At 60.7% G+C, this 20,805-nt stretch carries 16 protein-coding genes and 4 pseudogenes; 8 read left to right on the top strand and 12 right to left on the bottom strand.

Features of this window, described 5'->3' with window-relative positions; all coding sequences use genetic code 11:
* Positions 1-214: 214 nt before the first annotated feature.
* Together HEQ17_RS14580 and ltrA (HEQ17_RS14575) are read right to left on the bottom strand one after the other, a co-directional pair.
* Entirely contained in the window at positions 215-1,429 is a 1,215-nt protein-coding gene (locus tag HEQ17_RS14580) for an IS256 family transposase (protein ID WP_296293218.1), read from the bottom strand.
* A gap of 68 nt (positions 1,430-1,497) precedes the next feature.
* Positions 1,498-2,829: a group II intron reverse transcriptase/maturase gene (ltrA, locus tag HEQ17_RS14575; RefSeq protein WP_296293405.1), complete on the bottom strand. Its 1,332-nt coding sequence runs from the start codon at positions 2,827-2,829 to the stop codon at positions 1,498-1,500.
* Between the two features lie 684 nt (positions 2,830-3,513).
* Here ltrA (HEQ17_RS14575) and hemB point away from each other — a divergent pair.
* Entirely contained in the window at positions 3,514-4,518 is a 1,005-nt protein-coding gene (gene hemB, locus HEQ17_RS14570; protein WP_296293404.1) for a porphobilinogen synthase, read from the top strand.
* 8 nt (positions 4,519-4,526) lie between these two features.
* Positions 4,527-5,651 (top strand): magnesium transporter CorA family protein, encoded by a 1,125-nt coding sequence (locus tag HEQ17_RS14565; RefSeq protein WP_296293403.1) that lies wholly within the window; start codon positions 4,527-4,529, stop codon positions 5,649-5,651.
* 46 nt (positions 5,652-5,697) lie between these two features.
* On the opposite strand, the gene HEQ17_RS14560 is transcribed toward HEQ17_RS14565, so the two are convergent.
* Together HEQ17_RS14560 and HEQ17_RS14555 are read right to left on the bottom strand one after the other, a co-directional pair.
* Positions 5,698-6,387 carry a dienelactone hydrolase family protein gene (locus tag HEQ17_RS14560; protein WP_296293402.1) on the bottom strand — a complete coding sequence of 230 codons (690 nt, stop codon included), beginning with the start codon at positions 6,385-6,387 and terminating at the stop codon, positions 5,698-5,700.
* A gap of 28 nt (positions 6,388-6,415) precedes the next feature.
* Positions 6,416-7,018 (bottom strand): 2-hydroxychromene-2-carboxylate isomerase, encoded by a 603-nt coding sequence (locus tag HEQ17_RS14555; protein WP_296293401.1) that lies wholly within the window; start codon positions 7,016-7,018, stop codon positions 6,416-6,418.
* A gap of 80 nt (positions 7,019-7,098) precedes the next feature.
* Between HEQ17_RS14555 and HEQ17_RS14550 the strand changes: the two genes are divergently transcribed.
* Genes HEQ17_RS14550 through HEQ17_RS14540 form a run of 3 tightly spaced genes read left to right on the top strand, consistent with a single transcriptional unit; the run spans position 7,099 to position 8,971 of the window.
* Entirely contained in the window at positions 7,099-7,845 is a 747-nt protein-coding gene (locus HEQ17_RS14550) for an SDR family oxidoreductase (RefSeq protein WP_296293400.1), read from the top strand.
* Positions 7,845-8,306 carry a MaoC family dehydratase gene (locus tag HEQ17_RS14545; RefSeq protein ID WP_296293399.1) on the top strand — a complete coding sequence of 154 codons (462 nt, stop codon included), beginning with the start codon at positions 7,845-7,847 and terminating at the stop codon, positions 8,304-8,306. The genes HEQ17_RS14550 and HEQ17_RS14545 overlap by 1 nt, the downstream gene beginning before the upstream one ends.
* A gap of 29 nt (positions 8,307-8,335) precedes the next feature.
* Positions 8,336-8,971 (top strand): MarC family protein, encoded by a 636-nt coding sequence (locus HEQ17_RS14540; protein ID WP_296293398.1) that lies wholly within the window; start codon positions 8,336-8,338, stop codon positions 8,969-8,971.
* Positions 8,972-8,992: 21 nt separating this feature from the next.
* Here HEQ17_RS14540 and HEQ17_RS14535 read toward each other — a convergent pair.
* The 7 genes and pseudogenes from HEQ17_RS14535 to HEQ17_RS14505 form a co-directional block, all read right to left on the bottom strand.
* Positions 8,993-9,700 (bottom strand): annotated as a pseudogene (locus HEQ17_RS14535) (substrate binding domain-containing protein); the annotation flags it as partial.
* Positions 9,697-10,008, bottom strand: a pseudogene (locus HEQ17_RS14530) (transposase zinc-binding domain-containing protein); the annotation flags it as partial. The pseudogenes HEQ17_RS14535 and HEQ17_RS14530, both read right to left, overlap by 4 nt.
* Complete coding sequence (gene ltrA / locus HEQ17_RS14525) at positions 9,980-11,323, bottom strand: group II intron reverse transcriptase/maturase (protein WP_366938050.1); 1,344 nt, start codon at positions 11,321-11,323, stop codon at positions 9,980-9,982. The gene ltrA (HEQ17_RS14525) and the pseudogene HEQ17_RS14530, both read right to left, overlap by 29 nt.
* A gap of 519 nt (positions 11,324-11,842) precedes the next feature.
* Positions 11,843-12,430 (bottom strand): YceI family protein, encoded by a 588-nt coding sequence (locus HEQ17_RS14520; RefSeq protein WP_296293397.1) that lies wholly within the window; start codon positions 12,428-12,430, stop codon positions 11,843-11,845.
* A gap of 365 nt (positions 12,431-12,795) precedes the next feature.
* Positions 12,796-13,620, bottom strand: a complete 825-nt coding sequence (locus HEQ17_RS14515) for an SDR family oxidoreductase (protein ID WP_296293396.1) — start codon at positions 13,618-13,620, stop codon at positions 12,796-12,798.
* Positions 13,621-13,962: 342 nt separating this feature from the next.
* Positions 13,963-15,004 (bottom strand): annotated as a pseudogene (locus tag HEQ17_RS14510) (transposase); the annotation flags it as partial.
* 5 nt (positions 15,005-15,009) lie between these two features.
* A pseudogene (locus HEQ17_RS14505) lies at positions 15,010-15,237 on the bottom strand (LysR family transcriptional regulator); the annotation flags it as partial.
* 254 nt (positions 15,238-15,491) lie between these two features.
* On the opposite strand from HEQ17_RS14505, the gene HEQ17_RS14500 reads away from it, so the two are divergent.
* The 3 genes from HEQ17_RS14500 (at position 15,492) to HEQ17_RS14490 (ending at position 19,769) form a co-directional block, all read left to right on the top strand.
* Entirely contained in the window at positions 15,492-17,003 is a 1,512-nt protein-coding gene (locus HEQ17_RS14500) for a CoA-acylating methylmalonate-semialdehyde dehydrogenase (RefSeq protein WP_296293395.1), read from the top strand.
* 69 nt (positions 17,004-17,072) lie between these two features.
* On the top strand, positions 17,073-18,728 hold the full coding sequence (locus HEQ17_RS14495) for a GMC family oxidoreductase N-terminal domain-containing protein (RefSeq protein ID WP_296293394.1): 1,656 nt from the start codon (positions 17,073-17,075) through the stop codon (positions 18,726-18,728).
* A 279-nt stretch (positions 18,729-19,007) separates the two neighbouring features.
* On the top strand, positions 19,008-19,769 hold the full coding sequence (locus tag HEQ17_RS14490) for a TSUP family transporter (RefSeq protein WP_296293393.1): 762 nt from the start codon (positions 19,008-19,010) through the stop codon (positions 19,767-19,769).
* Positions 19,770-19,820: 51 nt separating this feature from the next.
* Here HEQ17_RS14490 and HEQ17_RS14485 read toward each other — a convergent pair whose 3' ends face one another.
* Positions 19,821-20,702, bottom strand: a complete 882-nt coding sequence (locus tag HEQ17_RS14485) for a DMT family transporter (RefSeq protein ID WP_296293392.1) — start codon at positions 20,700-20,702, stop codon at positions 19,821-19,823.
* Between the last annotated feature and the right edge of the window lie 103 nt (positions 20,703-20,805).

Raw genomic sequence — 20,805 nt, 5'->3', positions numbered from 1 at the left:
CAGAGATGCTGGCCACTCCACAAGTGCGTCTTGGAATTGAGTAGGGTGAGAGGTTACCCCCTCAGCCCTCTCACACCACCGTACGTGCGGTTCCGCATACGGCGATTCAAGTGGAGCACTGGAGATGCTGGTGGGTTGCCACCAGCGAGACCAGTCCGAGTTGGGTGAAGTATTTTGGGAGGGTGTACGGCATTTTGTGTAAACGGGGCTGCGATCAGTCATTGGGCATCCTGCCTTCGAACTGAATGGTAAACCGGGTCAATGCGGCTTTCCAATCTCTGAGCGGCATCGTCCACTTCTTGCTGATGTTGTTCAGCGCCAGGTAGAACAATTTCAGCAATGCCTCATCGCTGGGGAACGAGCCCCGGCTCTTGGTCACCTTGCGCAGACTCATGTTCACCGACTCGATGGCGTTGGTCGTGTAAATGATCCGCCGAATCTCTGGAGGATATTCAAAGAACGGCACGATCCGCTCCCAGTTGCTGCACCACGATTTCACAATGGTCGGGTAGTCAGCGCCCCATTTTTCTTCGAATTCCTGCAGCCGCAGCACGGCATCATCCGCAGTTGCGCTGCTGTAGATGGTCTTCAGGTCTGCGGCCACCACTTTGCGCATCTTCCAGCTCACATAGTTCAGGCTGTGGCGCACCATGTGCACCAGACACAGCTGCACCGCCGTTTGCGGATATACAGCCTCTATTGCCTCGGGAAAGCCCTTCAAGCCATCCACGCAGGCGATGAAGATGTCAGCCACGCCCCGGTTCTTGAGCTCCGTGACCACCTGCAGCCAGAACTTGGCCCCTTCGGTCTGGGCAATCCACAGCCCCAGGATTTCCTTCTCGCCAGCCATGTTGATGCCCAAGGCCAGATATACGGCCTTGTTGCGCACCACGCCTGAGTCACGGGTTTTGACGTGGATGCAGTCCAGGTAAACGATCGGGTACAGCGCATCCAGTGGACGCGCCTGCCAAGCCTTGACCTCGTCCATGACGGCATCCGTAACCGATGAGATCAGCGTGGGCGACACCTCGGTGCCATACATTTCCTGGAGATGCCCCTGAATCTCACGTACCGTCATGCCTCGGGCATACAGGGACAAAATCTTGTCATCAAAACCCGTCCAGCGCGTCTGGTGCTTGGGCACGATCTGCGGCTCAAAGCTGGCGTGGCGATCACGGGGGATATCAATGGGCAGCTCGCCAAAGTCGCCTTTGAGGGTCTTTTTGCTTTTGCCGTTGCGGGCATTGCCAGCGGCGTTGGCCACGCTGGCATTCTTGGTGTGACCCAAGTGCTCGGTCATCTCGGCTTCCAAAGCGCGCTCCACAAGGCGCTTGGTCAGCTGCTTGAGCAGGCCGTTCTCGCCGATGAGGTCTTCAGGCTTTTTATAGCCAGCGAGCAGCTGGTCGATCAATTCGTTGCTGACGGTCATGGTTCATCTTTCTTGATGTTCGGCAGTTTCCTGCCATTTGACCGTTTACACAAAATTTAGGACACCCTCTATTTTGGCGGTAACGCCGCAACCATGTGTTTGGCCCCGGCATTCCACCAAGGGCCTCTACCGTTAACGCTGGATTTCCACGCCCGTTGGGCATCAAGGCCCAATGAGCGCATCTTGGATTCCCGCGTATGGGGTCGCTTCCATTGCCTCCAGACCAAGCATCTCAGGCGTCGCCTCACCCACGCATCCAGTTCTTCAATTGGCCTGCGACTTTGCGTGAGACTGAAGTAATTCATCCAGCCGCGCAAAATCGAATTGAGCCTCTCGATGGTGTCGAGCAAAACCCGCCCCCGTCCCTGTGCGCATATCTCGCCTACGCTGTGTCGCAGTCGGTCTATGCTGGGTTTGGCGATGCGGATTTTCAGGGTCCGCTGCGAGGTGACGCTGTAGCCCAAGAACTTGCGCTCCCAGGGCCTGGCCACCGCGCTCTTGGCCGCATTCACGCTCAGTTTCAAGCGCTCCGTGAGAAACGCCGTGATCCCGGCCATGATCCGCTGCCCGGCCCTTTGACTGCCCACGTAGATGTTGCAGTCGTCCGCGTACCTGCAAAACGACAGTCCGCGCCTCTCCAGCTCCCGGTCAAGATCGGTCAACAGGATGTTCGACAGCAGCGGTGACAGTGGGCCACCTTGCGGCGTCCCTTGCTCCCGGACTGTCTCTATCCCATCGGCCATCATTCCTGCCTGAAGAAAGCTCCGTATCAGGTGCAGCACCTTGCGATCCTGTACCTGCCGCGTCACCCGAGCCATCAGCACATCATGGTTCACACGGTCGAAGAATTTCTCCAAGTCCATGTCTATCACCCAGCGCTTGCCGCTGCGAATGTGCTCCGTCGCTTGAGCAACCGCCTGTCGTGCGCTTCGCCCCGGACGGAAGCCGTAGCTGCTGCCCGAGAGCGTCGGCTCAAAGATCGGTTGCATTACTTGGTGCAGCGCCTGCTGGATCAGTCGATCCACCACCGTCGGCACGCCCAGTGTCCTGACCCCGCCTTGTGGCTTGGGTATGTCCACTCGGCGCACCGACTGCGGCCGATACCGGCCCGCCAGCAAGTCCTGCTTCACGCGCACCCAGTTCGCTTGTAGCCACGCTTTGAGTTCCCCGCATCGCATTCCGTCTACGCCGGGTGCGCCGCGATTCTTCATCACACGGCTGTACGCGAGCTGCATGTTGGTGCGCTCCACCACCTGGCTCATGAGCCAGTCTCTCTCCGATTTCGGTTGTTCGCCGCACGCCGTGTCAGCCTCTGCACCCGCGTGCGCACTCCCCAGATTCCGTCCGGTTCCTTCGCCGCTGGCCCCTCCTGCGAGGGCTTCTGCTTCATCGACTGACATCGAGTAACTTCGCACCTACTCTCGTTTCCACTTGTTCGGGCCTTCAGTGTTTCCACCTACTATGCCTTGTGCTGACTTCTGACAGGGCCTCCCGTCACCTCTCGGTGCCGGTAGCCATTTCTGGCACCTCTGTCAGATCTCTCCGGGTATGACACACCCACCTTCACGCTTATGTCCGTTGGATCTACGTCGTGGCATCCCGTGCAAGTTTTGGGCTTCAGAGATTTTGGACTCCTTACCCTGCCACGCCGCCTCATATCCACTTCCTGTTCGTCGGACCAGCGCTTTGCCCTCCGGCTTCCTTCAGACTCGCGGTCACCCGCGAAGCCCTTGCCATTGGCTAACTCTTCCCCTTGCAGGGCGAGTAGAGGACTTGCACCTCCAAGTGAGTGCGCCCTGCCGGACGCACCAAAAAAAACCCCCGGCCATGCGCCGGGGGCAGGAAGCCTTACCGCAATGAAGCCGCAAAGCACCCGCTCAGGGAGGAGAAGCGGGAGGCAGCAAGCTACCCGAAGGCGAGTTTAGCAAATATCAAAAAAGATAACAAGGTTGAATTTATACTTAAAAACACTTTTGACATTTACGGCGCAGATCCGTTCTGGCCCCATCCGTCTGCTTGCCTGAGCGACTGGGATGAGTCGCCAACTTTTGGCATCCGCAGGGACTTCAGGCACAATTTTCAACATGAACCCCGTCGCCCCCTTCCCCGCCAACCGCCCACGCCGCTTGCGCCGTGACGAATTCACCCGCAACCTGGTGCGTGAGCACCGGGTCTCAGCGCACGACCTGATCTACCCGGTCTTTGTGCTGGACGGGCAAAACCAGCGCCAGGCCGTGGGCTCCATGCCCGGAGTGGAGCGCCTGAGTCTGGACCTGTTGTTGCCCGTGGCCGAAGACTGCGTCAAGCTGGGCATCCCGGTCATGGCGCTGTTCCCGGTGATCGACGCCAGCCTGAAGGACCCCACAGGCAGCGAAGCCATGAACCCCAATGGCCTGGTGCCCCGCGTGGTGCGTGAGCTGAAAAAACGCTTTCCCGAACTGGGCGTGATGACCGATGTGGCGCTCGACCCCTTCACCAGCCACGGCCAAGATGGCCTGCTGGACGAAACCGGCTACATCATGAACGACGAAACCACCGCCGTGCTGGTGCAGCAAGCCCTGACCCAAGCCGAAGCCGGCGTGGACATGGTCGCGCCCAGCGACATGATGGACGGGCGCATCGGCGCGATCCGCCAAGCGCTCGAAGCACGCGGCCTGATCCACACGCGCATCATGGCCTACAGCGCCAAGTACGCCAGCGCCTTTTATGGCCCCTTCCGTGACGCGGTCGGCTCTGCCGGCAACCTGGGCAAGAGCAACAAAAAGGTCTACCAGATGGACCCCGGCAACAGCGACGAAGCCCTGCGCGAAGTGGCCATGGACCTGGCCGAAGGCGCAGACATGGTCATGGTCAAGCCCGGCATGCCGTATTTGGACATCGTGCGCCGCGTCAAAGACGAATTCAAGGTGCCGACCTTCGCTTATCAGGTGTCGGGCGAATACGCCATGCTCAAAGCGGCCGCACAAAACGGCTGGCTCGACCATGACTTGGTGATGATGGAAAGCCTGCTGGCCTTCAAGCGGGCCGGTGCCGATGGCGTGCTGACTTACTTTGCCCGCGAAGCAGCCCGCCTGATTCGCAAAAGTTGAACGCCTTCATGCGGGTTTTCAGCGTCGCGGGCGCACACGTTCAGGCCGGACTGACCTTACCGGAGCAGCTGCCCGATCAGGGCTATGTCTGGATCGCTTGCTCCCGCGAGGACTTCCAGAGTGAGCTGGGGGCGATCCAGCGCAGCCTTGAGCAACTCACCGGTCAGACCCTGGTAGACCTGCATGTTTCAGACCTGCTGAATGCCCAGTTGCCCTCGCGTTTTGATTACAGCTCGCATTACGACCTGATGGTGTTCCGTCGACTGGCCCAGCGCCCGGAAAGCACCGTGACCAGCCCGGACAAGGGTCTGAACCTGCAAACTGGCAAGCGCCCTGGCCCACCCGTGCTGCAACGCATCGACACCAGCCCCGTGGGTTTTGCCGTCTTTGACAGGGTGCTGGTCAGCGTGCACCCAGCCGACTGCGCCGTGCGAGAAGCCTACGCCAGTCGCCTTCTGGCCAGCACACACAATCCGGATTCGGCGGACCCGCGCTCGTCCGGCGCACGTGGCGTGCCCCAGAGTCCGGCCGACATGATGCTGCGCATCGTCAGCCACATGGTCGATGGCTACCTCCATTTGCGTCGCGAATTGAGCCGTCAACTCGACCACTGGCAAGGCGAGCTGCTGCACCCGCGCACCCGCTTCAACCGCTGGGATGCCCTGCTGCACGCACGCATGGCACTGCACCAGATTGAAGCCCTGTGCGAGGACCAACACACCGCCGTGCAAAGCTGGACGGAATCGCTGGACAATTGGCGCGTGGCCGAAGACGCAGCCGCACAAGGCGAACATGAACTGCTCAAAATCCGCAGCCGAGACGTGCTGGAGCACATTGAGCGGGTGGTGCAGCATGTGCGCCGGCTGGAGCACAACACCGAAAGCGCCGTGCAGATGCACTTCAACGTTCAAAGCAACCGAACCAACGACACCATGCGCACCCTGACAGCGCTGACCGCCATCTTTTTACCGCTGAACCTGATTGCGGGCATTTTTGGCATGAACTTTGAATTCATGCCCTGGCTGCACAAGGCCAGCGCCTTCTGGTGGACCTTAGGCAGCATGATCACAATTGCCTTGATCATGGGCCTGGTGTTTTGGCGTAAACGCTACCTGGCCCGAACGGGAAAATGATCGCGATCCAGCGTTGCCAAAATGAGCCCTCCATGGGCTGGGCAGTTCAAGCCAGGTGCTGCTTGAAAAACGCCAGCGTGCGCTCACGCGCCAGCTGGGCCGAAGGCGCATGCCATGAAGCGCGCTGGTCGCAGTTGAAGCCGTGGTGTGCGGCATAGGTGAACACCTGCACTTGCGGATGTGCGTTTTTGAAAGTCGCGACAGAATCCAACGGGATCCATTTGTCTTCTTCCGCAAAATGCGCCATGACAGGCACGCGAGGCTGGCGGACGCTTTCGGCTTCTGTGGTCACACCGCCACCGTAATACGGTGCCGCCGCGCTGAGGCCGGACAAAGTGCAGGCCGCACGCCAAGTCAGCAAGCCGCCCCAGCAATAACCCACGATGCCCACCTTGCCCCCTGAAGCCTGGGCCCCATGGTCAACGGCCGCCTGAATGTCTTGCAGCACGCCGGGCGCGGGCAAAGCCTCCACCGCCGTTTTGTAACCAAAGCCTTCGCCCATGTCGGCATCGGTGTACCCCAGCTCCACCCCCAGCTTGACGCGGTGGAAGGCGGCCGGGGCCACAGCCAGGTAACCCTCTGCCGCATAGCCATCGGCCACTTGGCGGATGTGGCTATTGACGCCAAAAATTTCCTGAATCACCACCACAGCCCCCTTGGGTGTGCCTGCAGGGCGTGCTTCGTAGGCGGGCACCAACGTGCCGTCGGCCGACTTCAGTTCGATCATCGTTCCCATGTGTCTTCCTTTCAGTGAAAAATGCGTGTCAGCGTGCCAGTGCGCGCTCGACAAAATCGAGGCGGTCCTGGCCCCAGAACAACTCGCCACCGACGACATAGCTGGGCGCGCCAAACACGCCCGCGTCTATCGCCGCCTGGGTATAGGTCTCGTAACGCACCTGCACCGCCTGGCTGCGTGACTGCGTCATCAAGCTGACTGGCAAGTTCTGCTCTTGCAACAGTTCGGCCAGCACCTTGTCGTCGGCCATGTTGCGCTCTTGCGCCCAGCAAGCCGCCAAAATCGCGCCCGTGATCTGCATGGCCGCCTGCGGGCCTTGGGCCAGATCGGTGGCAATGATCAGACGGGCCGAGTCGTCGCCACCGACAGGGAAATACTTGGGCTTGATGTTCAGGGGCAGATTCAGGTGCTGGCTGAAACGCTGCAACTCCAACAGCCGATACGCCTGGCGCTGCGGGGCACGCTGCCCCAAGGGCAAGCCACCCGAAATCGGGAACACCTTGCCCCCCAAATCGATCGGCATCACCCGCACCGTGGCCCCGTGGCGCAGCACCATGTCGGCCAGGCGCTGGTGGCCCAAATAAGCCCAGGGGCTTTGGGGGGCGAAGTAATAGTCCACTGTGCGACCCATGCTGTCTCCTTGTGTGTTGTGTAATCTTTGAACGAGACAAGGTTTTAACCGTTCTCACCATTTTTTGCAGGAGACACTCCATGAACAAAGTCTTGTTGGTGACCGGCGGCAGCCGGGGCATCGGGGCGGCCACCGCCTTGTTGGCGGCACAAAGCGACTGGGCTATCGCAGTGAACTACACCGCCAACTCGCTGGCGGCCGACGAAGTAGTGCGCCAGATCCGCGCCTCGGGCGGGCAAGCCATGTCGGTGCAAGCCGACGTGGCCGACGAAGCGCAGGTGCTGCGCATGTTCGAGCACATCGACGCCAAATTCGGCCGCCTGACCGGGCTGGTCAACAACGCAGGCGTGGTGGACGTGACGGCACGCGTCGATGAAATGAGCGTGGCCCGCTGGAAGCGCATGTTCGACATCAACGTGATCGGCAGCATGATCTGCGCCCGCGAAGCCGTGCGCCGCATGAGCACCCGCCATGGCGGTGAAGGCGGCAGCATCGTCAACGTGTCGAGCGCCGCATCGCGCCTGGGCTCACCGGGCCAATACGTGGATTACGCCGCCGCCAAGGGCGCCATCGATGCTTTCACCATCGGTTTGGCCAAAGAAGTTGCCGCCGAGGGCGTTCGCGTCAACGCCGTGCGTCCGGGCCTGATCGAGACCGAGATCCACGCCTCGGGCGGCTTGCCCAACCGGGTCAAAGATCTGCAGCACCTGGTGCCTGCCCAACGCGGCGGCACAGCCGAAGAAGTGGCGCAGGGCATTGTGTGGCTGCTTTCGGACAGTGCCAGCTACACCACCATGAGTTTTCTGGACATTTCGGGAGGCCGTTGATGGCGCAGATCAAGTATTACTGGGAAGACATGCAAGTGGGCCAGGTGCGCGACATGGGCAGCATCACGCCCACCCGCGAAGAGATCATCGCTTTTGCCAACCAGTTTGACCCGCAACCCTTTCACCTGGACGACGAAGCGGCCAAAGCCTCGGTCTTTGGCGCACTGTCAGCCAGTGGCTGGCACACCTGCGCCATGGCCATGCGGCTGATGGTGACCAACTTCTTGCAAGAGACCTCCAGCCTGGGCTCACCCGGCATTGAAGGTCTCAAATGGCTCAAACCGGTCTACCCGAACGACACCCTGCGCCTGCAAAGCACGGTGCTCGAGACCAAACCCATGAGCAAGCGCCCCGATGTCGGCATGACGCGCAACCTGTGGGAAATGTTCAACCAGCATGGCGACAAGGTGCTGCACATGGAAGGCTGGAGCATGTTCCGACGCCGCACCCCAGCGGCCTGAACCGCCGCCCGAAGGGGCACAATGGCGCGATGGACTTCAAACCGCTCATCACCCTGCTGGCCATCGTCAACCCCTTGGCCATCGTTCCTTTTTTCATCCACTACACACAAGGCTTCAGCCCGGCACAGCGCAAGCGAACGATTTGGGTGTCGTCCTTTTCCGCCTTTGTGGTGATCGCAGCCAGCGCCTTGCTGGGCCTGCAAATTCTGGAGTTTTTTGGCATCTCGCTGGCCAGCTTTCAGGTCGGCGGCGGCATGCTGCTGCTCACAGCGGCTTTGTCGATGCTCAACGCCCAGCCCGCCGAAGCCCGCGCCAACGCCGACGAGGTGCACGATGCCGAAGCCAAAGCAGCTGTCGGTGCCAGCATCGCCGTGGTGCCGCTGACCATTCCCCTGCTCACCGGCCCGGCCACCATGTCCACCGTGGTGATTTACGCCGAAAAAGCCAAAGACTTTGCCCAACTGGCCACCCTAGTGGGCTACGGCGTGGTCATCGCCCTGGCCACCGCGCTGTGTTTCTCGCTGGCCACCCCGATTGCCCGCATTTTGGGCAAAACCGGTATCAACGTCATGACGCGGCTGATGGGTTTGATTTTGGCTGCGCTGGCGGTGGAGGTGATGGCCGACGGGCTGCACAAGCTGTTTCCGGTGCTAGCCGGTCGCTGAACTGCGCCTTGACTGAAAGGTTCAGACGCCGAAACCGCCCTCCAAACTTGACCTCAAATGCGCGACCAACGTCGTCACTGCCCGGGGCACATGCGGCGCATACGGTCGGATCGCGTAGATGGTTTCGGCAAAAGCGCCTACGGGTTTCCAGTCGGGCAGCACCCGCACCAAGTGACCCTTGCGCAACTCGGCTTGGGCGCTGAAGTCGGGCAGGAGGGCAACGCCTGCGCCGGTCAAGGCCGCTTCGCGCAAGGCTTCGCTGTTGTTGGCGGCGAAATTGCCACTCACGGGCACGGTGATGCGCTCGCCCACGTCTGAAGGCTGGCGCGGCTCGAAAGTCCACGCCGGGGTGTCTTGCGAGCGGGGGTAATGCAGGCAGTTGTGGGCTTGCAGCTCGGCGGGGCTTTGCGGATCACCATGTTGGCCCATGTAAGCACGGGTGGCCACCAGCACCGATTCGGTGGCGCACAGTGCCCAAGCCACATGGGTGTCGGGCGGGCGGGCGGTGTGGCGGATGGCCAAGTGGTAGCCTTCCGTGGCCAAGGCGCTCAGGCGGCCGGACAAGTCCAGCTCAATGCGCACATCCGGAAAGTCTTGCAAGAAAGCGGCGAACAGCGGCACCAGTTGCTGGCGGGCCAGCGCCACAGGGGCGGTCACGCGCAGCAAACCGCTGGGCTGTTCGGCCAAGTCACGCACCTGGGCAAAGCTTTGCTCGATCTGTTCAAAGGCACCGACAGCACCCACTGGCGCACCGGCAGGCGGGGGAAGACGTGGTCGGTGAGGTGTGCCGCCGTCTCTGCCATGAGCCGCGCATTGCAGGATGGGCAGACGCCCCGGCCCTTGCAGGAGAAGGCGACAAGAAAGTCGTGCCCGCAGTCACCGCAGCGGGCGCGGGCAAAGCCGTGCGCAAAGATGCCGCACTCCAGATATTTCTCGAAGGCTTTGCGCACATAGGATTTGGGGCTGTGGTGGTCGCCCTGCCCGTCGAACTGGCCCGCGCTGGCCAACTCAAGCCAGCTCTCGTAGTGCTCGGTCACTGTTGCGCCACCAGCGACGGCTGTTCACCGCCACTTGCCGCGCCACATTCTCCTTCGCTCCCAATGCCTTCAATTCCCGATAGATCGCCCTGGGCCGTTTCCAGTGCTTGAGCTGGATGGCCCGCAGTCGGTGGCGCAGCCACTCGTCCAGCTCGCGCCAGACCCTGGTTGTTTGCGCCATCCCGAAGTACGCCTTCCAGCCCAGCAGGTAGGGCCGCAGTTTCTCCACCACCTGCGCCATGCTGCACCCGCCCGAGCGGCACGTGAGTTGCCGGATGCGAGCCTTGAAGTTGTCCAGTGCCTTGTAGGCCACCGCACATTTGACTTCTTTGCCCTTGGCCATCCACAACGCATACCCCAGGAACTTGCGCCCAAGGGCGCTGGCTACGGCACTCTTGGCTTCGTTGATCTGAAGCTTCAAGCCCGTGTACAGCTTCCTGAGGTAGCCCATCACCCTCTCGCCCGCCTGCTTGCTGCCCACGTAAACGTTGCAATCGTCGGCGTAGCGCGCGAAGCAGTAGCTGCGCGCCTCCAACGCCTTGCCCACTTCGTCTAGCAGCACGTTGGCCAACAGCGGGCTGAGCGGTCCGCCTTGCGGCGTGCCCAGATGGCGATCGACCACCACCCCGCCATCCATGATCCCAGCGTTCAAGTAAGCCCGAATCAGCCGGATGACTCCAGCGTCGTCGATGCGCCTTTTGAGCCTGTCGATCAGGATGTCGTGGTTGACCCGGTCAAAGAACTTGGCCAGGTCCACGTCCACCACCACGCGTTTGCCCGATTGGACGTACGCCCGTGCGGCCTTGACCGCATCGTGTGCACGCCTGCCCGGTCTAAACCCGTGGCTGTGGTCGCTGAAGGTGGAGTCGATCAGCGGTCGCAGCACCTGTAAAAGGGCCTGCTGGATCAGTCGATCTGTCACCGTCGGGATGCCCAGCTCTCGCTGGCTGCCGTCCGGTTTGGGAATCATCACCTTGCGTACCGGGCTGGGCCGGTAGCGTCCTGCCAGCAGCGCTTGGCGAATGTCTGGCCAGCTTTGGCGCAGCAATTGGGCCGTTTGCTCAATGCTGAGCCCGTCCACCCCTGCTGCACCCTTGTTGGCCTTGACCCACTTCCACGCCGCCTGCTGGTTCTGTCTCGTCAGCGCCGCCTCCAGCAGGCCACCAGTGCCTGCCAGCTGCTTTGCCGACCCTGTGCGCGGGTGCTCAAGAGGCGGGCCGCAGGCTTCGCCGCTGGCAAGATCACTGGCGGCTTCACCGCTTGCTACGCTTGCCCGCCCAGGTTGCCCCGGCATCTGACGCATGGCCTTTGACATCTTCTTGTCCTCGCTCACTCACTCTCGTTCGGTCCTTCGTGCTGGCCGCACCTCCCATTCAGGTTTCGGGCTTGCACTACTACGACCTGTGCTGACTTCTCACTCCGGCAAAGCCGTCGCCCTTTCAGACGCAAGGCGAGATCTCCCCAGGTAAGGGTCGCACACCTTCATCGCACAACCGCCGCATCTACGCCACCTCGCCTTGGTCACAAGAGCTTTGCGGTTCTTTGCCCACTCGCCCTGCTTGGCAGCGCCTTCTATGCGGTTCTTGTTCATCGGCTCGCGATTTACGCTCCACGCTTCCTTCCCACGCTCGGTCGCCCTCACGCAGTTGCGCTTGACTTTGCTCACTGTGACCAGCTCGCAGCGGGACATGCACCCGCAGGTGCGCGCCCATGCTGGGCGCACAAAGCGCAAAGCCCGAACCGTTGCCGGATCGGGCTTTGTCAAAACTCGGGCGACGATGGCTGGTGTGCCACCAGTCACCCGCAAATCATTTTGAGTTGGCGATGCAAATGATTAGTCTTGCTTGATTGCTTCTACTTGGATATTCAAACGAATGGCATCAGGGATTCCTGGCAGGCCATAGCTCATGTCGTATTGGCTGCGTGTGATGGTTGTTTCAAAATCACCGCCGCACACTTCACGTTTCACAAATGGGCTGATATAACAGCCAAAACCATTCGATTTGAGCGTGACGGGGTTGGTTTTGCCGCGCAGCGTCAATGTACCAGCGACTTCCGTCACCTTGTCGCCGTCAAACTTGAAGCTGGTACCAACAAACTTGGCTTCAGGAAATTTCTCAGCGGCAAAAAAATCGTCGCTCGTCAAGTGTTTGTCAAACGCCGCCACACCTGTATTCATCGACTTCATATCGATGGTGATTTCGGCTTTGCCGGTCTTGGCGCTACGGTCGATGGTGATGGTGCCGCTCTTTTTGTCGAAGCGGCCGTGCGAGGTGGATGTCCCAAAATGCTTCGCCGCCCACGTCACAAAAGTATGCGTTGGTTCCACGACATAAGTTGCCGATTGGGCGGATGCCACCGAGCTTGCACAGATGCTCATGACAGCAGCAGCGGTTCCAATAGAAATTGTTGAAAGCTTCATATTCGTCGTCCTTATCAGATTGAAACAATGTTGAGAAAAGTTACTGCAAAAAACTAGCCGGAATACTTCATCGCACACCCGCCACGTCGAGGCACGACGGATAGGAAATCCAACCACATGAGGACAATTATGGCCCAGGTTTTGGGCATCACAGGCCTTCAGCCTGGGTCTGTCTGAGCGCTTGTTCAAGGCCAGTCGCCCGAGATTTTCGGTTTGCGCATTTTACGCGGGCGACAACTGTCGGGTACGTGCGCATCGCGGAAATACACCCAACCAAGTTGGATGGCAACAGTGGGCTGAACACCGACATTGAGTTGCGCGTTCCAGCCACCCTGAACGCATCGCTCGAGAGTGCTGTTCATCGACTACTTGATTGCTTTTCTTTCATTCGCCAGCGCGGAACGACTGAGCATTTCAACGAGTGCCGGAAACCACCTTCCCATGCGCCATGCCATACGTGCCCGAGCTGGCAACACGATAACGCTCTTGTTTTTGTCTACTGCCTCCATGATTTCCTGAACGCACTTCTCCACTGAGTAAGGTGGTCCGGCCAACGCCGTCAAAAAGCGTCGAGAATCCGGTGCTGAACCGATCTTGAATTCAGCAGGATTATCGCTGTCCAGTAGCGGGGTTTCAACAGCGGCTGGGCAAACCACGCTCACGCGCACGCCTTTCGATGCCGCTTCAATGCGTAAACTGGTACTCAACCCGACAACTGCATGTTTGGTCAATGCGTAAGGCGCAAAGAGTGGCGCCGGTCCCAAACCCGCCAGCGACGCTGTATTGACGATGTGTCCATAACCCTGTTTCAACATGATCGGGTACGCGGCGAGCACGCCATGTAGAACGCCGTACAAGTTGATATCAACGATACGTCTCCACGCGTCAAGCGGGATGTCGTTGGCTTCGCCGGCAATCCCGATTCCAGCATTGTTGAAAATGTAGTCCAGCCTTCCATTGCCAGCAGCAAAATTTTCAATACCCACTTTGACCGCATCTGCATCACACACGTCGAGTGCAATAGCGGTGGCACGAGGACCACATTCCACTGCAACGGCCTGCGCTGCATTCAGGTTTAGGTCGGATACACACACGGTTATCCCTCGTGCTGACAAGGCAAACGATAAAGCCTTTCCGATACCGGAGCCGCCGCCAGTAACGAAGGCTGTCATATTCGTACTAGAAGACATCAAACCCTCCCCCTAAATTTTGGACAAAATAATGCCAACCCATGAAATCTTGCCATGAAAGCTATTGAACCCGCAAGATACGAACCCCCGCAAAAGCTGGTCAGACCAGACCGACCGGTCGCGGGTCAAGGGTCTCGAAGCAAGCCAACCCGGCGGATAGGAAATCCAACCGCATGAGGGCGATTATGACCCATGTTTTGGACATCACAGGCCTTCAACCTGGGTCTGTCTGAGCGCTTGTTCAAGGCCTGTCGCCCGAGATTTTCGGTTTGCGCATTTTTGGGCAGCACCAGGCGCAGCCCTGCCCCGCAGCGTTGACAAAACCGCTGTTGCCTTCCCTCATCAACTGATGCGCTGATCGACCTCAAAGTCCGGCGCCGGTTGGGCCGCTTCGTCCCAATCTGGCTCAACCTCGACACCCTCGCCCATGGGCGCATCGCACCCGTCCCACAGCGGCGGCCCGCGTGCCGGAGTGATGCGCGGTGGCTCTGTCTCCACCCCGATGTGCTCCAGTATTAGCCGGATGTCAGCGCTGTAGGTGATGAAGGCGATGATGCGCATTTGCCCGCCACAGATGGGGCATACCAGCGGGAACACCTCGTAGATGCGGGCAATCAGCACCGCCCACAGGTAGTGCGCTGGGCGCTTAGGCTGCACCGGCTGGGTCGGCTCGGCCTGGGTTAGGAGTGGGTTGCCTGCCTCAGGTGCCGCTGCGCCCGCGACCGCCCCTGTGCTGGCTGGCTCAGCTTGCACCTGCGCCGGTTGTACCACTGCATCTTGTGCCAGCGCCGTGACAGCAGGCCTCAAGGGTGAGTTCGGTGCCAGCACGCCGAAATACCGGTGGCTATGCGTGCGCGGTGGCGGCACCAAGGCGGCCATGCGATCAATCAGCTCCAGCGGCGTGAGGGTGATCTCGTCGACCTTTGCGCCGCGCCACCGAAAAGCCGCTGTGCCGGTAGGCCAGCATCTCTTGGGCCTCGAAACTCTCCAGCAAGCCACGGCCTACGAAGGCGCGCAGGATGAGTCGGTGCAAGTTGGCCTGCACTTGGACCACGGTATCCGCATCTACGCCAGTGGCCGGGTGGAAGATGACACCCGGCGCACAGGCTTGCGCACGGGCTTGAGCTTGAGCGGCAGCACCGCCCTCGCCCGCCACTTCCTCAAACACGCCATCGACTGCGCAGACGTGGAAGTGCACATGCCCGTTCAGGCTGGAGCCGAAGCGGTGGATGAAGGCGATTGCGCCGATGTGCAGTGCTGCGTTGTCTGCATTGGCCGCACCCGGACTGTTGACTTGCAGCGTTTGTGCAATGCCCCGCAGAAAGATGCGCAGCACCATGCCCAGCACCGCGCTGTCGCGCTGCATGAAGTAGCGCAGTCGTTTGATGCGCGGGTCTCGTCGACCAGTCTTTGGCCCGCCTCGGTCAGGCGCAGGCTGCGGGTGGTGCGCTGCACCAGGGTGACTTTGGCGGCACGCTCCAGCTCGGCGATGCGTTGGCTCATGGCGGCCTTGCTCACACCCAACCGAGCGGCAGCGGCCGTGTAGCTGCCTTGCTGCGCCAACACGCTCAGCCAGTGCAGGTGGGTCCAAAGGGTGTTGATTTTTTGCTCTTCCATATAAGTATTGTTCACTATTTTGAACAATCAATTCAGCTTTACGGGCTTGTGAGGGGGTGCGGAGGTGCCTACACTCAATGCACTTTCAGTGCTTTTGATGGGCAAGAGCTGCAATAAAGGCGCTGATTTTTTGTAGGAGCCCACCCCTGTGGGCGATTGTTTGACGCTGTGGCCAGCCATCATCGCCCACAGGGTGGGCTCCTACACAAGACACACATTCACGAGCAACAGGCGCAAGCCACAAGGAGCACCCCATGAGCATCACCCGCATCGGTCATTACATCGGCGGCCAAGTCGCCGCAGGCGCTTCGGGCCGCAGCCAGCCCGTCACCAACCCCGCCACCGGTGGCGTGACCGGCCACGTGGCCTTGGCCAACAGCGCTGAAGTCGCCAAGGCCGTGGCCGCTGCGCAAGCGGCGTTTCCCGCCTGGGCCGACACGCCGCCGCTGCGACGCGCCCGGGTGATGTTCAAGTTCCTCGAACTGCTGAACACCCACAAAGACGAGCTGGCCCACATGATCACCGCCGAGCACGGCAAGGTGTTCACCGATGCGCAGGGCGAAGTCTCGCGCGGGATCGACATCGTGGAATTTGCCACCGGCATCCCGCAGCTGCTCAAGGGCGACTTCACCGACCAGGTGTCGACTGGCATCGACAACTGGACCTTGCGCCAGCCGCTGGGCGTGGTGGCGGGCATCACGCCGTTCAACTTCCCGGTGATGGTGCCCATGTGGATGTTCCCGGTGGCGATTGCGGCGGGCAACACCTTCATCTTGAAGCCCAGCCCGACCGACCCCAGCGCGTCGCTGTTCATGGCCGAGTTGCTGAAAAAAGCCGGTCTGCCCGACGGCGTGTTCAACGTGGTGCAAGGCGACAAAGAAGCCGTGGACGCGTTGCTGGAGCACCCCGATGTGAAGGCCATCAGTTTTGTCGGCTCCACCCCGATCGCCAACTACATCTACGAAACCGGTGCGCACCACGGCAAGCGCGTGCAAGCCCTGGGCGGTGCCAAAAACCACCTGGTGGTCATGCCCGACGCCGACATCGACCAGACCGTGGACGCGCTGATTGGCGCGGGCTATGGCTCGGCGGGCGAGCGCTGCATGGCGATTTCGGTGGCCGTGCTGGTGGGCGATGTGGCCGGCAAAATTTTGCCCAAGCTGATTGAGCGCACCCAAGCGCTGCAAGTGCTCAACGGTGAAAACCTGGCCGCTGAGATGGGCCCCATCGTGACCGACGCGGCGCGTCAGCGCATCAAAGGCTTCATCGACGCCGGTGTGACCGAAGGCGCCAAGCTGCTGGTTGACGGTCGCGAGTTTGACGGCGCGAAAGCCGGTGCCGGTTGTGACCACGGCTTCTGGCTGGGCGGCACGCTGTTCGACCACGTGACCACCGACATGAAGATCTACAAGGAAGAAATCTTCGGCCCCGTTTTGTCCTGCGTGCGCGTGCCCGACTTTGGCACGGCGGTGCAAATCATCAACGACCACGAGTTCGGCAACGGTGTGAGCTGTTTCACCCGCGACGGCAACGTGGCGCGCGAGTTTGCGCGCCGCATTCAGGTGGGCATGGTGGGCATCAACGTGCCTATTCCCGTGCCCATGGCCTGGCACGGCTTTGGCGGCTGGAAGCGTTCGCTGTTTGGCGACATGCACGCTTATGGTGAAGAAGGCGTGCGTTTTTACACCAAGCAAAAGTCCATCATGCAGCGCTGGCCCGAGAGCATCGGCAAGGGTGCTGAGTTTGTGATGCCCACCGCCAAATGATGCGCTTGTGAGCCCCGACCTGCAAGAATCCACAGGCACAATCGGCTGTGCAGGAGACCGGGTAAAACCATGAGCAACAACAGCTTCGACTTCATGATCGTCGGCGCGGGCACTGCGGGCTGTTTGCTGGCCAACCGCCTGAGCGCCGACCCCAGCAAGCGGGTCTTGCTGGTGGAGGCGGGCCAAAAGGACAATTACCACTGGGTGCACATTCCGGTGGGTTACCTGTACTGCATCGGCAACCCGCGCACCGACTGGCTGTACCAGACCGAACCGACCGAGGGTCTGAATGGGCGCAGCTTGCGCTACCCGCGTGGCAAAGTGCTGGGTGGGTGTTCCAGCATCAACGGCATGATTTACATGCGCGGCCAGTCGCGTGACTTCGACCATTGGGCGCAGATCACAGGCGACGAGCAGTGGCTTTGGCGCAACTGCCTGCCCGCTTTCAAGGCGCACGAAAACCACCACAAACTGGACGCCGCAGCGCCTGCCGAATTTGCCGCGCTGCACGGCCATGGGGGCGAATGGCGCATCGAAAAGCAGCGCCTGCGCTGGGAGGTGCTGGACGCCTTTGCCCAAGCCGCGGTGCAGGCCGGCATCCCGGCCACGCCGGACTTCAACACCGGCAACAACGAGGGCGTGGGCTACTTTGAGGTGAACCAAAAAGACGGCTGGCGCTGGAATGCCTCGAAGGCGTTTTTGCGTCCCGCCCAGCAGCGCCCCAATCTGACGGTCTGGACCGAAACTCAGGTGCAAGCTTTGCAACTGGCCCCCCGGCCCGATGGCAGCATGCGATGCGTGGGCGCGAACTTGGTGCGCCAGGGACAAGCCGTGAGCGTGAGTGCCCGGGCCGAGGTGATCTTGAGCGCGGGCAGCATCGGCTCGGTGCAGATTTTGCAGCTCTCGGGCATTGGCCCGGCCGATCTGCTGCGGTCCAAAGGCGTGCCGGTGCAGGTCGATTTGCCCGGGGTGGGGGCCAACTTGCAAGACCATTTGCAGATCCGCTCGGTCTACAAGGTCCAAAACGCCAAGACCCTGAACACCTTGGCCAGCAGCCTGTGGGGCAAGGCCATGATCGGCCTGGAATACGCCTTCAAGCGCACCGGCCCCATGAGCATGGCACCCAGCCAGCTGGGGGCCTTCACCCGCAGCGATCCGGGCCGGGCCTGGCCCAACATCCAATACCACGTACAGCCCCTGAGTCTGGACGCGTTTGGTGGGCCGCTGCACAGCTTCCCGGCCATCACGGCCAGCGTGTGCAACCTCAACCCCACCAGTCGGGGCACAGTGCAGATCAAGACACCCCACTTTGAAGACGCCCCCGCCATCGCGCCCAATTACCTGGCCACCGCCGAAGACCGCAAGGTGGCCGCTGACAGCCTGCGCGTGACGCGCCGCATCATGGCGCAAGACGCGATGAGGGCTTTTGCGCCCGAAGAGTTCAAACCCGGCGTGCAGTACCAAAGCGACGAAGAGCTGGCCAAACTGGCCGGCGACATTGCCAGCACCATCTTTCACCCGGTGGGCACCACCCGCATGGGGCGCGACGACGACCCGATGGCGGTGGTGAATGCGCGCTTGCAAGTGCGCGGCGTGGCCGGCTTGCGCGTGGTCGACGCCGGTGTCATGCCCACCATCACCAGTGGCAACACCAACAGCCCTACCCTGATGGTTGCAGAAAAAGCGGCTCGATTGATCTTGAGCGACGCAGCTCGCGAGGCCTGAACACCGATTGCAGCTGCCCACGGGCAGGGATTTCCCCCGGTCGGGAAACCCCTGAGAATAAACAGGGGCATCACCCATTACAGTCCATGAACTCGATGCAATGCAGTCTTTGCATCCTGAGGGCTGAGGAGACAACTCGAAACCCGAAGAATTCGAACATCACCCAACACCCAAACGAGGTGTATCTTTCAAAGCGTCGCCTCTGCGGCGCTTTTTTTTACCCGTCAACTTGCGACTGCGCGACAGTTCAGCCGCCCTAGCAGTGACACAATACTTTGTATGGAATTATTGATTGTCACGCTGGCCTCATTGTTGGCCGGACTGGTGGACTCCATCGTGGGCGGCGGCGGTCTGATTTTGCTTCCCGTCTTGTTTGCCACCTTTCCGGGGGCAGCCCCCGCCACTTTGTTTGGCACCAACAAAAGCGCCTCCATCTGGGGCACCGCTTTTGCCACGGTGCAGTACAGCCGCAAAGTGGTCATGCCCTGGCGCGCCTTGCTGCCTGCGGCTGGGGCGGGTCTGTTGGGCTCCTTGATCGGGGCCTGGGTGGTCACACAGGTCGACCCCGCACTGTTTCGCAAAGCCTTACCGGTGATGTTGGCCGTGTTGCTGATCTACACCCTGGCCAAAAAAGACATGGGCCGCAACCACGCGCCACGCTATAGCGGGGCACAAGAGGCCTGGGTGGGTGCCGCCATCGGATTGACGATCGGCTTTTACGACGGATTTTTCGGTCCTGGCACGGGCAGCTTCTTGGTATTTGCCTATGTACGGCTGATGGGCTACGACTTTTTGAACGCCTCGGCTTCGGCCAAGCTGATCAATGTGGCCACCAACTTTTCTGCGCTCATGCTGTTTGCCATCCAGGGCCATGTATGGTGGCACCTGGCGCTGGTCATGGCGGTGTCTAACATCATCGGCAGCCTGATCGGCACCCGGCTGGCGCTGAAACACGGTGCGGGCTTTGTGCGGCAAGTGTTCATCCTGGTGGTGCTGGCCTTGATTTGCAAAACCGCTTACGACACCTGGTTCAGGGCCTGACAACAGATCGCAGGAGCCACAAGCCGGCGAGTGCTCGGCTGGCCCATCGCTTCAGCGCAAGCGCCACTTGATTTGCCCAGCGTACTGCGCCATCGCCACGCCCAGCAGAGTGACACCCGCTCCGGCGAGCTTGATCCAGGAGTAGTGCTCCCCCGACAGCGCCCAAGCAAACAGGCCCGCTACGGGGGGCATCAAATACATCAAGGGCGCAGTGCGGGCCACCCCACGCACGTTGTTGATCCAGCCCCAGGCCAACCAGCCAATGAAAGCCGAAACCAAAATGGACCAAAACAAGCCCACCCAGGCCCAAAAACCCAAAGCCGACCAATTTGCATCCAGTCCAGCTGGCACCGACAGCAGCAACACCGGCAAGCCCCCCAACAAGGTGGCATAGCCCATGGTCAACACCGGACCATGTCGCTCCATCAAGGGCTTGACGGCCACGGTGTAATAGGAAAACAGGCTCGCGGCAAGCAGCAAAATCAAATCTCCCCCACCGGCCCGCCAATGGCCGCCCAGCAACTTGTCGGACAAGAACATCAACACCCCGCCAAAAGCCAAGGCCACACCGGACATTTGCGCCGCAGTCAGCCGCTCAAGGCCCTGATACCGCAGGATCAACAAGGTCAAAATCGGTCCGCAGGCCAAAATCACCGAACTGGAAAACGCCGTGGACCAGTGCACGCCATAAGTGACCAAACCCACATGCAAGGAATGACCAATGAAGCCCAGCCAAACCATGTGCATCAAGTCCTTGCGGGGCAAAGGGGGCAGCCAATGGCCAAAGCGCCAGCGCAGCATCAACAACGCACACACAGGCATGATCAGGTAGCGCGCCCACAAAAAGCCCCCCGGCGTGAGCAGCTCAAGAAGGTACTTTTGCAGGGTGAAGTTGCCCCCCCAGATAACCACCAATACGAGCGCTACGAGCAAGGCACGTCGGTCATGACGGTGTAGGTGAGTCTGATGAAGCATGCATAGATTGTGGCGCCAGCAGATGCCATCCCGTGTCTCGTTCGCAGCAAGAAGGCCACAG

This window comes from Limnohabitans sp., assembly GCF_023910625.1.
Classification (GTDB): domain Bacteria; phylum Pseudomonadota; class Gammaproteobacteria; order Burkholderiales; family Burkholderiaceae_C; genus Limnohabitans_A.
Note: the sequence above shows the minus strand (reverse complement) of the source record. Positions and strands in the feature narration are given on the sequence as shown.

Coding starts and splice junctions, on each gene's coding strand:
- HEQ17_RS14560 (WP_296293402.1), bottom strand. CDS start 6,387: ATGGGAACGATGATCGAACTGAAGTCGGCCGACGGCACGTTGGTGCCC.
- ltrA (WP_296293405.1), bottom strand. CDS start 2,829: ATGTCAGTCGATGAAGCAGAAGCCCTCGCAGGAGGGGCCAGCGGCGAA.
- HEQ17_RS14520 (WP_296293397.1), bottom strand. CDS start 12,430: ATGAAGCTTTCAACAATTTCTATTGGAACCGCTGCTGCTGTCATGAGC.
- HEQ17_RS14580 (WP_296293218.1), bottom strand. CDS start 1,429: ATGACCGTCAGCAACGAATTGATCGACCAGCTGCTCGCTGGCTATAAA.
- HEQ17_RS14540 (WP_296293398.1), top strand. CDS start 8,336: ATGGACTTCAAACCGCTCATCACCCTGCTGGCCATCGTCAACCCCTTG.
- HEQ17_RS14550 (WP_296293400.1), top strand. CDS start 7,099: ATGAACAAAGTCTTGTTGGTGACCGGCGGCAGCCGGGGCATCGGGGCG.
- HEQ17_RS14495 (WP_296293394.1), top strand. CDS start 17,073: ATGAGCAACAACAGCTTCGACTTCATGATCGTCGGCGCGGGCACTGCG.
- HEQ17_RS14490 (WP_296293393.1), top strand. CDS start 19,008: ATGGAATTATTGATTGTCACGCTGGCCTCATTGTTGGCCGGACTGGTG.
- HEQ17_RS14565 (WP_296293403.1), top strand. CDS start 4,527: ATGCGGGTTTTCAGCGTCGCGGGCGCACACGTTCAGGCCGGACTGACC.
- ltrA (WP_366938050.1), bottom strand. CDS start 11,323: ATGTCAAAGGCCATGCGTCAGATGCCGGGGCAACCTGGGCGGGCAAGC.
- HEQ17_RS14545 (WP_296293399.1), top strand. CDS start 7,845: ATGGCGCAGATCAAGTATTACTGGGAAGACATGCAAGTGGGCCAGGTG.
- HEQ17_RS14515 (WP_296293396.1), bottom strand. CDS start 13,620: ATGTCTTCTAGTACGAATATGACAGCCTTCGTTACTGGCGGCGGCTCC.
- HEQ17_RS14555 (WP_296293401.1), bottom strand. CDS start 7,018: ATGGGTCGCACAGTGGACTATTACTTCGCCCCCCAAAGCCCCTGGGCT.
- HEQ17_RS14500 (WP_296293395.1), top strand. CDS start 15,492: ATGAGCATCACCCGCATCGGTCATTACATCGGCGGCCAAGTCGCCGCA.
- hemB (WP_296293404.1), top strand. CDS start 3,514: ATGAACCCCGTCGCCCCCTTCCCCGCCAACCGCCCACGCCGCTTGCGC.